The 13,767-nt window shown below is 41.7% G+C and carries 9 protein-coding genes; 5 read left to right on the top strand and 4 right to left on the bottom strand.

What is annotated here, in order from left to right; all coding sequences use genetic code 11:
- Nucleotides 1-7: 7 nt before the first annotated feature.
- Entirely contained in the window at nucleotides 8-2,599 is a 2,592-nt protein-coding gene (mutS, locus tag PSM_RS11575) for a DNA mismatch repair protein MutS (protein WP_013465664.1), read from the bottom strand.
- Between the two features lie 21 nt (nucleotides 2,600-2,620).
- Between mutS and PSM_RS11570 the strand changes: the two genes are divergently transcribed.
- On the top strand, nucleotides 2,621-3,109 hold the full coding sequence (locus PSM_RS11570) for a CinA family protein (protein WP_024602330.1): 489 nt from the start codon (nucleotides 2,621-2,623) through the stop codon (nucleotides 3,107-3,109).
- A gap of 68 nt (nucleotides 3,110-3,177) precedes the next feature.
- Entirely contained in the window at nucleotides 3,178-4,221 is a 1,044-nt protein-coding gene (gene recA / locus PSM_RS11565) for a recombinase RecA (RefSeq protein WP_013465663.1), read from the top strand.
- Nucleotides 4,222-4,348: 127 nt separating this feature from the next.
- On the opposite strand, the gene PSM_RS11560 is transcribed toward recA, so the two are convergent.
- Together PSM_RS11560 and PSM_RS11555 are read right to left on the bottom strand one after the other, a co-directional pair.
- Nucleotides 4,349-6,469 carry a TonB-dependent siderophore receptor gene (locus tag PSM_RS11560; RefSeq protein ID WP_174961876.1) on the bottom strand — a complete coding sequence of 707 codons (2,121 nt, stop codon included), beginning with the start codon at nucleotides 6,467-6,469 and terminating at the stop codon, nucleotides 4,349-4,351.
- A 202-nt stretch (nucleotides 6,470-6,671) separates the two neighbouring features.
- On the bottom strand, nucleotides 6,672-7,841 hold the full coding sequence (locus PSM_RS11555; protein WP_013465661.1) for a DcaP family trimeric outer membrane transporter: 1,170 nt from the start codon (nucleotides 7,839-7,841) through the stop codon (nucleotides 6,672-6,674).
- A gap of 404 nt (nucleotides 7,842-8,245) precedes the next feature.
- Here PSM_RS11555 and acs point away from each other — a divergent pair, with 404 nt between their 5' ends.
- From acs to PSM_RS11540, 3 genes are all read left to right on the top strand, one after another.
- Nucleotides 8,246-10,186, top strand: a complete 1,941-nt coding sequence (acs, locus tag PSM_RS11550) for an acetate--CoA ligase (protein WP_013465660.1) — start codon at nucleotides 8,246-8,248, stop codon at nucleotides 10,184-10,186.
- Nucleotides 10,187-10,278: 92 nt separating this feature from the next.
- Entirely contained in the window at nucleotides 10,279-10,929 is a 651-nt protein-coding gene (locus PSM_RS11545) for a response regulator transcription factor (RefSeq protein WP_013465659.1), read from the top strand.
- 154 nt (nucleotides 10,930-11,083) lie between these two features.
- Nucleotides 11,084-12,691, top strand: a complete 1,608-nt coding sequence (locus PSM_RS11540) for an AbgT family transporter (protein ID WP_013465658.1) — start codon at nucleotides 11,084-11,086, stop codon at nucleotides 12,689-12,691.
- Between the two features lie 73 nt (nucleotides 12,692-12,764).
- Here the strand turns inward: PSM_RS11540 and purU are convergent, their stop codons facing one another.
- On the bottom strand, nucleotides 12,765-13,595 hold the full coding sequence (gene purU / locus PSM_RS11535) for a formyltetrahydrofolate deformylase (protein ID WP_013465657.1): 831 nt from the start codon (nucleotides 13,593-13,595) through the stop codon (nucleotides 12,765-12,767).
- Nucleotides 13,596-13,767 lie beyond the last annotated feature (172 nt).

The following is a 13,767-nucleotide window of genomic DNA, read 5'->3' as shown; positions in this document are numbered from 1 at the left end:
GGGCTGTTTACGTATAAAGCAGTGCTTTTAATTTATAAAGCAGTTCATGCGCCTGACGCGGTGATAGGTTATCAGGGTCTATTGCGCTCATTTGTTGCTCAAGCTCACTAGGCTGAATTATTTGCGGTTCACTATCAAACGGTAAAACCTGTTGCTCTGTAGTGACTGTGGTGACACTTTGATGGTTTTCAAGCAAGCTTAGCTTTTGTTTAGCTTGGGCAATAACCGCTTTAGGCACCCCGGCCAGTGCAGCTACTTGCAAACCAAAGCTCTTACTCGCTGCGCCATCTAATACCGTATGCATAAAGGCAATGGTATCGTTGTGTTCGATGGCATCTAGGTGCACATTAACCAGCCCAGGCGTTTGCTCTGCAAGCTCTGTAAGTTCAAAGTAATGGGTTGCGAACAAAGTTTTAGCCGCGATTTTTGAAGCGAGGTGATCAGCCGTGGCGTACGCCAGTGATAAACCATCGTAAGTACTGGTTCCTCGGCCTATTTCATCCATTAATACCAATGATTGTGCAGTGGCATTATTTAAAATTGCCGCGGTTTCGGTCATTTCAACCATGAAGGTTGAACGCCCAGATGCTAAGTCGTCACTGGCACCAATACGGGTAAATATTCTATCTATATTACCAATTTTAGCGCTATCGGCAGGAACGTAGCAGCCAATATGTGCCATAAGCACAATAAGGGCCGTTTGGCGCATGTAGGTTGATTTACCGCCCATGTTAGGGCCGGTAATAATCAACATTTTACGCTGGTTATTGAGTTCCACAGGGTTGGCAATAAACGGGTCTTTCATTACCTGCTCTACCACAGGGTGGCGGCCTTGTTTAATGCTGATATTATCGTTATCGCAAAGCTCAGGTTTGGCATAATTAAGTGTTTGGGCACGCTCTGCTAAATTGTTCAATACATCTAAATCGGCAATGACCGAGGCCATTATTTGTAGTTGCTCAATATGCGGAGCAATAAACTCAAATAACTGTTCGTATAATTGTTTTTCAAGGGCCAGCGCTTTTGATTGACTGCCGAGAACTTTGTCTTCGTGTTCTTTTAGTTCTGGGATTATATAGCGCTCGTTATTTTTTAATGTTTGACGACGAATGTAATCTGCAGGCACTAAGTGCGAGTTGGCGCGGCTCACTTCAATAAAAAAGCCATGCACTCGGTTATAACCAATCTTAAGTGTACTAATACCTGTACGTTCACGTTCGCGCTGCTCTAGCTGTTCAAGCACATCGGTGGCACCTTGGCTTAAATTACGCCACTCATCAAGTTCGCTGTTATACCCTGGCGCAATAACACCGCCATCACGAATTAACACCGGTGGGTTATCAATCACTGCACGTTCAAGTAATGCTTGAAGCTCAGGAAGCTCTTTAGAGTGGGCTATAATATGAGAAATACGCGCATCTGTGGCATCGTTTAATAAGCTATGCAGCGGTGCTAATGCTTGAAGCGCACTGCGAAGCCGTGTTAAATCGCGTGGGCGAGCGGTATGTAATGCCAAGCGAGCAATTACACGTTCTATATCACCAATCTCTTTGAGCGCGTCATGCAGCTCACTGCATAATTGCACATCTAAAATAGCACTAATGGCATTTAGACGAGAGTTTAACTCGTCTTTATTACGAATAGGGGTATGAATACGACGCTTAAGTAATCGCGAGCCCATCGCCGTTGCTGTTTTATCAAGCACTTGGGCTAAGGTGTTTTCAAAGCCGCCGGATAAATTAACCGTTAACTCAAGGTTTTTACGGGTTGGCGCATCCAAAATAACCGCGTGTTCGTTATGCTCAAGAGTGATTGCGCGGATGTGCGGTAATGCAATACGTTGGGTATCTTTTACGTACTGCATTAAACAGCCTGCTGCAACCAAGGCGCTATGTGCTTTGTCGACGCCAAACCCCACTAAATCTTTGGTCCCAAACTGCTCGCACAGTAAGTGTTGCGCGGTATCAAGGTCAAACTCCCAATCAGGGCGACGTCTTGCCCCTTTAATGTGTTCAATTAAGTGAGTGTTTTCAAAGTGTTCGCTATACAGTAATTCAGCAGGCGCTAAGCGTTGTAGGGTTGAGCTAAATGCTTCATCAGTGTTTACTTCAACAACATTAAAGCGCCCTGAGTTGATATCAAGATACGCAATACCGTATTGGCCTTTTTTATTTTGCCAAACACTGGTTAAAAGGTTGTCTTGGCGTTCTTGCAGTAAGGCTTCGTCAGAAATGGTACCCGGAGTGACAATACGTACTACCTTGCGCTCAACAGGACCTTTGCTGGTGGCTGGGTCGCCCACTTGCTCACAAATAGCCACCGACTCGCCCATTTGTACTAAGCGGGCTAAATAGTTTTCTACTGCATGATAAGGCACGCCCGCCATAGGAATAGGATCGCCGCCGGCTTTGCCACGATGTGTTTGTGAAATATCAAGCAATTGCGCGGCGCGTTTTGCGTCGTCAAAAAAGAGTTCGTAAAAATCCCCCATCCGATAAAACAATAAAATATCGCGATGCTCTGATTTTATTTTTAGATACTGCTGCATCATAGGGGTTTGTTGTTTTATAGTGTGCGGTGCATAAAGATCAAACGACATGTATTTACCCAAAGGCTGAATATGGAATTACATCAAGAGATTAAGACACTTGCTGCGCAATTAGGCGCTATTTTAACGGATAAACGCTTATGGATCACTACCGCTGAATCATGTACTGGTGGTGGAGTGAGTTATTCGCTTACCGATACCCCCGGAAGCTCTGCATATATTGACCGCGCATTTGTCACTTATAGCAATAACGCAAAGCATGAATTGCTCAATGTGAAGCGTGATACCCTCGAGGAATTTGGCGCGGTGAGCGAACAAACAGTCATTGAAATGGCAGCAGGTGCATGTAAGGCGGCTAATGCTGATATTGGCATTGCTATTTCAGGAATTGCAGGTCCCGGTGGTGCCACTGAGGGCAAACCGGTAGGGCTTGTGTGGTTTGGCCTACAAATTAACGGTAAACACTGGACGTTTGAGCAAGTATTTGATGGAGATAGGGCGCAAGTTAGGCTGCAAGCTATTGTATTTTCATTGAAAAGTATAATAGAGAAGATAAAATAATAAAATTAGCTTGATACTGTGATTTCATACAGTATACTTGTCTGCATTAGCTGGATTTGGAGAGTAAAATGAACGATAACAAACAAAAAGCATTGGACGCAGCTTTATCACAAATTGAACGTCAATTTGGTAAAGGCTCAATTATGAAATTGGGTGATAACAAGGCGTTAAACATTGACGCTGTATCAACAGGCTCGCTAGGTATTGATATTGCTTTAGGCATAGGCGGCTTACCAATGGGGCGTATTGTTGAAGTATATGGCCCAGAGTCATCAGGTAAAACAACGCTAACATTGCAAGTTATCGCTGAAGCTCAAAAAGAAGGTAAAACGTGTGCCTTTGTTGATGCTGAGCATGCTCTTGATCCAATTTATGCACAAAAACTAGGCGTTAACATTGATGAGTTACTGGTATCTCAACCAGATACGGGTGAGCAAGCACTGGAAATTTGTGACATGTTAGTGCGTTCAAGCGCGGTTGATGTGGTTATTGTCGATTCGGTTGCAGCATTAACGCCAAAAGCTGAAATTGAAGGCGACATGGGTGATTCACACATGGGCTTACAAGCACGTTTAATGTCACAAGCATTACGTAAGCTGACTGGTAACATTAAGCGCTCAAACACGCTATGTATTTTCATTAACCAAATCCGTATGAAAATTGGTGTAATGTTTGGTAACCCTGAAACAACAACCGGTGGTAACGCCCTGAAATTTTACGCCTCTGTACGTATTGATATTCGTCGTATTGGTTCGGTAAAAGAAGGCGACGAGGTTGTTGGTAATGAAACGCGCGTTAAAATTGTTAAAAACAAAGTTGCACCGCCGTTTAAACAAGCTGAATTTATCATTATGTATGGTGAAGGTATTTCTAAGCAGGGTGAGCTGATTGATTTAGGTGTTAAGCACAAACTTGTTGAAAAAGCAGGTGCTTGGTATAGCTACAATGGCAACAAAGTTGGCCAAGGTAAGTCTAATTCGATTAAGTTCCTTAAAGAAAACCCTGAAATTGCAGATGAAATTGAAGGTAAACTGCGTGAAATGCTATTGCTAAAAGCAACAGTTGAGCCAGAAGATGGCGAAGACGTATTAGGTGACGAAGGCGACCTTTAAGCCAATTAGTTTTAAAAGCTTGATTTGACCCGAGCTTAAAAAAAGCGCTAACCAATTAGGTTAGCGCTTTTTTATTGCTTGCTATAAATTGACTTAAGCTCTGTTCATGAGAGCCCAGTACTCAGGTTTATAGCTGCCAGTTAACTGACAGTGAGTAGTTACGCGGTGCACCGTAGTAACCTTGAGCCCAATAGAGGCTGTTTATGTATTTTTCATCAGTGCTGTTATTAACATTGAAGGTAACACCGACGTTTTGAGTGATTTCGTAGGTGGCCATTAAATCTAGTAAGCCATAAGCACCTTGTTTTGTAGTAACCAATGCGTTGCCTGCTGGATCTTTTACTTGCACGCGGCTAATAGAGTCTTGCCAGCGGTAATTAGCACCTAAGGTTAAACCATCAATAAATGGCACCTGATAAGTGGCAGCCATTTTTAATTGGTTTTCTGGGGTGTAGTCTTTAACAAGTTCGTCACCATCAATACTTAAATTACTAAAGCTGATACTGGCACTTAAATCATCAGTTAAGCGACCGCTTAGCTCAATTTCGAATCCATCGCTATTGATACCATCTGCAGCATAATAACGCGTATCGCTAGGAAGAGAGTTTGGAAGTGCAACAGCAAGTCCATCTTGCTTGGCATCAAAGTAGGCGAGTGTAACAAATACTTGCTCGCCTAAAAGCTGTGCTTTTAGGCCAACCTCAGTACTTTTGCCAATTACAGGAGCCAGTTGTTCAGCGTTAATGTCTAACTCTTTTTGTGGTACAAACGTTTCGGTATAGCTAGCATACGCAGATAACGACTCGGTAAAATCGTACACTGTGCCAATATAAGGAATTAATTCTGAGTCATCACGGGTTTGTACTACATCATAAGCAATACCTTTAGTTTCCCAGTCGGTATAGCGTACTCCAGCTAAAATGCTCAATGGTTCAGCTAATTTGATGCGGGTTGAAATATAAGCCGACCTTTGTGTGTTTTGTACATCACTGCCATTAGGTCTATCAACCAATGTCGCTTCTGGAATAACACCATCCCAACTTGCCAAATCAGGCATACCTGGAAAACCATTACCTGTAGTGTAGTCATAAAGCGATTGGTCATTAAAGTCCATGTTTGCCTGGCTGATGCCGAATGATAAGTCGTGCTCTAGCGAAAATAGCTCAAACTTACCGCTGGCATATAAATCATACAAATCTTGTGTGTCTTTGTAATCATAACGACTCGCATAGCCCGTTAAACCTAAACCAGTTTCTTTATCTGGTGTGCCATACACATAAAACAGCTCTGAATTTTGTTCATTTTTTATGTGGGCATAACGCGCTTTAGCGACCCAAGTCGCTGATAAGTTTTGCTCAAGTGTTACATAAACACGTTCAGCACTATTATCCCAATACGACCAATCTGCAGCTGTGCTAGTTGAGTCATCATAGTTAGTCGCTGAGCCATCAGTGTAATAAAGTGGTAACGCGCCCCATAAAGGACTGTCGGCATCTTTTTGTTCGTTTACGTAGTTAATGCTCAGTAGTGTATCGTCAGTCAGCTTACCCTCATAGGCAAGGTAGGCAACGGTTTTATCGGTTTCGTAACGGTCTAGGTATGACTCTTTATCTTGCTTAGTAAATACAGCACGAACAGCGTGTTCATCCTTAATCGGTGTGGAAACATCAATATCTACACGTTTATTATTCCACGAACCATAAGAAGCGGATGCATGAGCTTGCGTTGTGTAGGTTGGTTTTTTTAGCACCATATTTACAGTAGCCGATGGGTTACCTGCACCGGTCATCATGCCGTTGGCACCACGCACTATTTCAACGCGATCGTAAATTGCCGTATCAAGTGTACCTTGAATTGAACCTGAACTTTGCGGCGTGCCTAAACCATCAATTAAAAAGTTAGTTATTTCAAAACCACGGGCTTTAAAGTAAGTACGATCGGTTTCTATTTGTTCCACTGTTACGCCTGGGGTGCTTTCTAATACCGCATTAATATCATCAAGTGAAAAGTCATCCATCAACGCACGTGAGACAACAGAAATTGACTGTGGAGTTTCTTTAATTGTTAAACCTAGCTTAGTCGCTGACTGTGCTTCTTCGGTAATATAATTTTTATGATGTTGCCCATAAACGGCAATTTTTTCTAGAGGTAGGTCGTCTTGCGTGTCGTTAGCAATAGCATGCCCAGATAAAACCAGTGAAGTAAGTAGACTCAGTTTAAATGCAGAGTTTTTATGTTTGTACAGCATCTTGTTTCCCATAAGATAAAATGTGGGTGTAATTTAATCTAAATGAGAGTGATTTGCAATTGCGTTAAGTCGGTATTTTACACATCTTTGATATTTTTTAAATAAAGCGTGTGGTTGTAGTTAACCTGAGCGCTAGTTAAAAACCCAAAAAAGCGGCCGAAGCCGCTCAGGAAGTAAATCAGTACTTTAATTAGTAAAGAAATTAAAATGCATATTTAACAGAGAACTGTAAGCGATCCATATCGCCATCTACGCCACTTTCAAGCTCGCGTTCTGCATGTTTTAATTCAGCACCAAAGGTTAAGCGTTTAACAGGTGAGTACAGAATATTTGCGCTGTAGCTTTGGCTTGATTCTGTCGGATCACCTGAGAATGAAAGTAAGTCTGTATTGTTATCTGCTGAGAAAAACGAATATAGGAATGTAGAGCGCCATTGGCTGTTCCACTTATGTTGATAAGCAATAAAACCTGATGTTGAATCAATGGCATCTAAATCATCACCGTTGAGTACCGCACCACGTGCTACGTTTAGACCAACATAACGACCTAACCCTTTACCTTGAGTAAGCATAAATTTAAGGTTGTCTTCACCTAGTTTAACCATACCTGATGCACTGACACCAAAAGAAGTTTCATCGGCATCAACACCGCCTACTTTATAAGTTAATTGACGAGCGAGTGCAGCAACTACAAAGTTACCCCAGTCAGCATTATGCGTATAGCGTGCAGTAAAATCAGGTAATGAGGCATCATCCGTCACTGCCATGCCACCACCAGGTGTTGTAATTGTGCTTTCTGGGTTTTCTAAAGAGAAAGACCATGCGCCCGTAGTGTATTTAATTTGAGATTGACGAACAAAGACGGTGCCTTCAGCTGGGCCAACAAAATCAAGCGCTTCTGGTAATGCACCGACGTTTTGAAAGTTTGACCATGTTTGACCAAATAACCAGCCATCATAAGAAATAAAGGCATGGCGAATACGCGGAGAATATGAATTGGACACACGCTCGTTGCCGCCAGGAGCAGAAGCTAAAAAGTCTAACTCAATTTTAGTTTTAACCGTTTTGCCATTATCTAAAAGTGTAGACGTACCAAAGTTAAAGCGAGATTCACGTGCGTGCATATCAAATACAGCGTCTGAGTTATTATCGCTGCCAACGGTTAATGTACTTGGTACATAAAAGTCACGGCCAACACTGGTGCCTGCAGGCGCACCTGCTGAGTAGTCACTCCACATTGCGTCGAGTTTAATGTATCCACCGTAGGTGAATTCGGTATCACCTATTTTTGCAGCTGTTGCGGCATAAGCTGTGCTAGAAAGTGCACAAAGTACAGCTGTAGCTGCCAGTGTTTTAATTGGAGTAAGTTTCATTGTTGCGTCCTTTTATAGGCTACTTGTTGTATGTTTTTTCTAACGTGTGTTACTTATATAGTACTAACAAATTGAATTTACATAGTTTTAATTTAATTTGTAAGTAAATAAGGATTGTTAATAAACAGTTAATACTTTTAAATATTTAAGCTACTGTTGTATATGTACACAATTTACTCAATCAACTATTAGTCTATTAGACTAAGGTTTAATAAATATGAGTTGTTCATATTCTTTGCTTTAATAATGTGTATTTTTATGTATATCAAGTGTAACTAAGGGGATTATAGATAAGATAATAGCTGTTTGAACCTAGATACAACTAATGTCTAATATTTAATAGTGCACCGCTGAGTAATCCTTGATGAAAAGCCTAAGGCAAGTAATATAAATTGGAGACTAATATGTCACAAAGTATCTACCCAGTTCCTGCGCATATTAAAAACGCAGCGCTCGTCGATAATGAAAAATATAATACGATGTATAAACAGTCTGTAGAAGACCCTGAAGGGTTTTGGGCTGAGCACGGTAAGCGTCTTGACTGGTTTACTCCTTATTCAAAAGTAAAAAACACTTCATTTGATAAAGGCCATATTAATATCAAATGGTATGAAGATGGCTACCTTAATGCATCTTACAACTGTATCGACCGCCACTTAAAAACAAAAGCAGATAAAGTAGCGCTTATTTGGGAAGGCGATGATCCTTCGCAAAGTGAAAATATTACCTACCAACAACTACATGACGAAGTCGCTAAATTTGCCAATGGCTTAAAAAAATTGGGTGTAAAAAAAGGTGACCGTGTTGCCATTTATATGCCAATGAGCCCACAAGCTATTTATGCAATGCAAGCTTGTGCCCGTATAGGTGCGATTCATTCAGTTATATTCGGTGGCTTTTCACCATCTGCTATTGCAGATCGTATTAATGATTCAGGCGCTAAGGTGGTGATCACATCAGATGAAGGTCGACGCGCGGGTAACTGTGTACCGCTTAAAGCCAATGTAGATGAAGCGGTGTTACAAGATTCGGTAACTACCGTTGAGCACGTAGTTGTTCATAAACTGACCTCTGGCGATGTTGATTGGCATAGCCATGATATTTGGTGGCATGACTTAGTTGCTGATGAAGCACCCGAGTGTGAGCCTGAGCGCATGAACGCTGAAGACCCATTGTTTATTTTATATACCTCAGGTTCTACGGGGCAGCCTAAAGGTGTGGTACATACCACTGGTGGTTATTTAGTGTATTCATCAATGACTCATGAATATGTTTTTGACTTAAAAGAAGATGATATTTTTTGGTGTAGTGCCGATGTGGGCTGGATCACAGGTCACAGTTATATTGCTTATGGCCCGCTTGTTAATGGGTGTACGCAAGTCGTATTCGAAGGTGTGCCAACTTACCCAACAGCAGGGCGTATGGGTGAAGTTGTTGATAAACATAACGTTACTATTTTATACACCGCACCTACTGCTATTCGAGCGCTTATGGCCAAAGGTGATGAGCCAATTGCCAGTTCAAACCGAGATAGCCTGCGTATTTTAGGTTCAGTAGGAGAGCCAATTAACCCCGAAGCGTGGACGTGGTACTACGAAAAAATTGGTAAATCTAACTGCCCAATCGTTGATACCTGGTGGCAAACTGAAACTGGCGGCATTATGATTGCGCCTCTTCCAGGTGCAACTGATATGAAACCAGGCTCTGCAACTCGTCCATTTTTTGGTATTGCACCGGCGTTATTTGATGCTGAGGGTAATACATTAGAGGGCGCTGTTGAAGGAAACCTAGTTATTTTAGATAGCTGGCCTTCGCAAGCACGAACTGTGTATGGCGATCACGAGCGCTTTGAGCAAACTTATTTTAGTGCTTACCCGGGTGTTTACTTCACCGGTGACGGTTGTCGTCGTGATGAAGACGGAGATTACTGGATCACAGGGCGTGTGGATGATGTGCTTAATGTATCTGGGCACCGTTTAGGTACTGCTGAAATTGAAAGTGCCTTAGTTGCTCATGAAGCCGTAGCTGAAGCTGCAGTTGTCGGTTACCCGCACGATATTAAAGGCCAAGGCATATATGTTTACATTACACCTAACGAGGGTGTAACAGTGAGTGATGAGCTAACAAAAGAGATCCGTAATTGGGTACGTAAAGAGCTTAGCCCTATTGCATCACCCGATATGATCCAATGGTCGCCAGGGTTACCAAAAACTCGCTCAGGCAAAATTATGCGTCGTATTTTACGTAAAATTGCTGCAAATGAGTATCAACAGCTTGGTGATACGTCGACACTCGCCGATCCGTCAGTCGTTGATGAGCTAGTAGAAAATCGATTAAATCGTTAATTTCGCGTTAAAAGCTTGATTAGAAGTTGATTCTAAACGTAGTATATCGGCTGTTGTCTATTGGATAGCAGCCGAATTTTTGGGAGTGAACAATGAGTCAGTTTTTAATAGCGGACGATCATCCGTTATTTCGCGAAGCATTAAAGGGCGCTTTGAGCGCAAAATTTGCAGGTTTAGAGGTTTTTGAATCGGCCGATTTTGATAGCACATTGAAAGTGTTAAGCGAACAAGAAGATCTTGATATATTACTACTAGATTTACACATGCCAGGTAACGGTGACTTATACGGATTAATCCGTATTCGTGAAGATTATCCGAGCTTACCGATTGCGGTGGTTTCGGGTAGTGAAGATGTAAATATTGTTTCTAAGGTAATGGGTTATGGCGCTATGGGGTTTATTCCCAAATCATCTTCATCGGATGATATTGCTAATGCAATAAACCAAATACTTGAAGGCGACACTTGGCTGCCAACTGAACTAAAAAGTAAGGTAGCTGAAATAGAAGGCGAAGATAGGGAAATTGCCGCACAAGTTGCATCACTTACTCCACAGCAATACCGTGTATTGCAATATTTGCACGAAGGCCTACTGAATAAACAAATAGCTTACGAACTGCATATTTCAGAAGCCACCGTCAAAGCACACATAACTGCCATATTTAGAAAACTCGGTGTTTATAACCGAACTCAAGCTGTTTTAATTGCCGCAAAATTACAACTAGAACCCATAGAGCAAGTTTAAACAGGTTAAATTAGAGGCGAGAGCCTCTTTTTTGCAACTCAAGCACGCGAAACCATTCAGTTACTATGACATAACAAGTCATTCATCTTTATTACATGACCTGCTGGGTAAATAATGCTAGGTTACGGGCATTTTGTAATTAAGAGAGCATGGTATGTCAGACTCAATAGACTCACCAAACACATCCCAAGATGAAAATCAGGTCGCAAAGAACGGCTGGTTTAATCGATTTTTAGCCACTGTAGAATTTTTAGGGAACATGCTTCCCCACCCAATTACGTTATTTGCATTGTTTTGTATTGCCATTATTTTATTTAGTGGTATTGCCGATTGGTTTGGACTCAGTGCTATCGATCCACGGCCTGAGGGCTCTGCTGGGCGCGATCCAGATGGTGTTATTGAAGTAGTAAGCTTACTCAGTGCAGAAGGCTTACAACGTATTGTAACGGGGCTGGTGACCAACTTTACTAGCTTTGCGCCATTAGGGACTGTATTAGTTGCGCTATTAGGTGTGAGTGTAGCAGAGCATTCAGGGCTATTGTCTGCTGCTATGCGTGGCATGGTAATGGGGGCATCAAAACGCTTAGTGACCTTTATGGTGGTGTTTGCCGCTATATTATCCAATACAGCTTCTGAGCTTGGCTATGTGGTATTGATTCCGCTAGCGGCAATGATATTTCATAGCTTAGGTCGTCATCCGCTTGCCGGTCTTGCTGCGGCATTTGCTGGGGTATCTGGTGGTTACAGTGCTAATTTATTATTGGGTACTATTGATCCGTTACTAGCCGGTATTACCACGCCAGCTGCACAAATGATTGACCCAACTTACCAAGTAGGCGCAGAAGCAAACTGGTATTTCATGATGATATCGGTATTTTTAATTGCCATATTAGGCACGCTAGTTACTGAGAAAATTGTAGAGCCGCGATTAGGCAAATATAACCCAGACGAAGCCAGTGAAGATTTAGCTCAAAACAACATTGCCGGTTTAACTGATAAAGAAAAGTCGGGCTTAAAATGGGCTGGATTCTCATTACTTGTTGTTTCATTACTACTCGCGTGGACGGTTGTACCCGCAGACGGTATTTTACGTAACCCAGAAACAGGCCTAGTTGCTCACTCGCCGTTTTTAAAAGGGATTGTGGTTTTTATTTTTGTCACCTTTGGTATTCCAGGTTTTGTGTATGGCCGCGTTGTTGGCACCATGAAAAATGATAAAGACGTGATTAACGCCATGAGCAAAAGTATGAGCTCTATGGGAATGTACATTGTATTAGTCTTTTTTGCTGCGCAGTTTGTGGCATTTTTTAAGTGGACTAACTTAGGTACTATTTTAGCCATTAATGGCGCTGCATTATTACAGGCACTTAGCCTAACGGGGCCGGAAGTATTTGTGTTGTTTATTTTAATGTGTGCTTTAGTGAACTTAACGCTAGGCTCATCGTCAGCGCAGTGGGCAGTAACAGCCCCTATTTTTGTTCCTATGCTGATGCTTATAGGTTATGCCCCCGAGACAATTCAAGCAGCTTATCGTATTGGTGATTCGGTAACTAACTTAATTACCCCGATGATGAGTTACTTTGGCTTGATCCTCGCGGTTGCCACTAAATACAAAAAAGACATGGGAATAGGTACTTTGGTAGCGACTATGTTGCCATATAGTATTATTTTCTTTGTTGGTTGGGTGGTGCTGTTTTACTTATGGGTATTTGTTTTAGGTATGCCAGTAGGCCCTGGGGCACCAACGTATTACACACCCTAACTAAGTAAGGTTTAATATTTACTTATAAAAAATGCCAGCTTATTAGCTGGCATTTTTATTTAAAAAGTAAAAATTATGAAAATACGACGGTTTTATTGCCATTAATAAATAGCTTATGTTCTGATGCTAGTTGCAATGCTTTACAAAACACTGTTTTTTCCACGTCTTTACCCATTTTAGCCATCATTTCAGCCGTATTAGCATGGGTTACACTCGATACGTCTTGTAAAATAATAGGGCCTTCATCTAGCTCATTATTTACAAAGTGAGCCGTGGCACCAATAATTTTTACACCGCGCTCAAACGCCTGATGATACGGTTTAGCACCAATAAAAGCCGGTAAAAATGAGTGATGAATATTGATGATTTTACCCTCAAATCGACCAACAAACTCAGGGCTTAAAATACGCATGTATTTAGCTAACCCAATAATGTCAGGGTTATAGCTGGCAATTAAGTCACCGACTTTTTCGTCGTGCTCACTGCGCGTAAGTCCTTCATGAGAAACCACATGAAAAGGAATATCAAATCCCTTAACCAAAGGCTCTAATGTAGGATAATTGGCAATCACGGCAAGTATCTCTATGTTTAGGGTTTGTTCAAATTGTTTTAACAACATGCCGCCTAAACAGTGGGCTTCTTTTGTGGCTAATAAAACAACTTTGGTTTTTTCTTCACCGTGTAGCGCCACTTTTGCACCTGCGGGTAATACTTCGCGCAGCTGTGCTAAAAACTCAGTGTGGGGTTCGCCAGTGAGTTCAGTGCGCATAAAAAAGCGCTGTGCATCTTTATCTACAAACTCGTTATTACGAATAATGTTTAAGTTATGTCTGTGACACAGTCCGGTAATTTTGGCGATTAAGCCAATATCATCGGCGCATTGGGTGGTTAGTATGTAACTCATTTTCCTCATTCTTACCCAGTAGTTAGTTGCTTCATTATTTGCGTTTTAACTCAGAAAGCAAGACCTTTGTGTGATGCCCAATATTTAATTTCATTAAAGCTAAAATAGCGTTAGTCAGGTTAATTTAGCTTTAAGGAAGTTTAACAAGCTGTGTACTGGCTATTTGAAAGGC

Origin of the sequence: Pseudoalteromonas sp. SM9913 (genome assembly GCF_000184065.1) — a bacterium.
In the GTDB taxonomy this organism is placed as follows: Bacteria; Pseudomonadota; Gammaproteobacteria; order Enterobacterales; family Alteromonadaceae; genus Pseudoalteromonas; species Pseudoalteromonas tetraodonis.
The sequence above is the reverse complement of the archived record's forward strand: the minus strand, read 5'-3'. Positions and strand labels throughout refer to the sequence as shown.

Excerpts from the sequence above, each read along its gene's own strand:
- mutS (WP_013465664.1), bottom strand. The coding sequence starts at position 2,599 with ATGTCGTTTGATCTTTATGCACCGCACACTATAAAACAACAAACCCCT.
- PSM_RS11570 (WP_024602330.1), top strand. The coding sequence starts at position 2,621 with ATGGAATTACATCAAGAGATTAAGACACTTGCTGCGCAATTAGGCGCT.
- recA (WP_013465663.1), top strand. The coding sequence starts at position 3,178 with ATGAACGATAACAAACAAAAAGCATTGGACGCAGCTTTATCACAAATT.
- PSM_RS11560 (WP_174961876.1), bottom strand. The coding sequence starts at position 6,469 with ATGCTGTACAAACATAAAAACTCTGCATTTAAACTGAGTCTACTTACT.
- PSM_RS11555 (WP_013465661.1), bottom strand. The coding sequence starts at position 7,841 with ATGAAACTTACTCCAATTAAAACACTGGCAGCTACAGCTGTACTTTGT.
- acs (WP_013465660.1), top strand. The coding sequence starts at position 8,246 with ATGTCACAAAGTATCTACCCAGTTCCTGCGCATATTAAAAACGCAGCG.
- PSM_RS11545 (WP_013465659.1), top strand. The coding sequence starts at position 10,279 with ATGAGTCAGTTTTTAATAGCGGACGATCATCCGTTATTTCGCGAAGCA.
- PSM_RS11540 (WP_013465658.1), top strand. The coding sequence starts at position 11,084 with ATGTCAGACTCAATAGACTCACCAAACACATCCCAAGATGAAAATCAG.
- purU (WP_013465657.1), bottom strand. The coding sequence starts at position 13,595 with ATGAGTTACATACTAACCACCCAATGCGCCGATGATATTGGCTTAATC.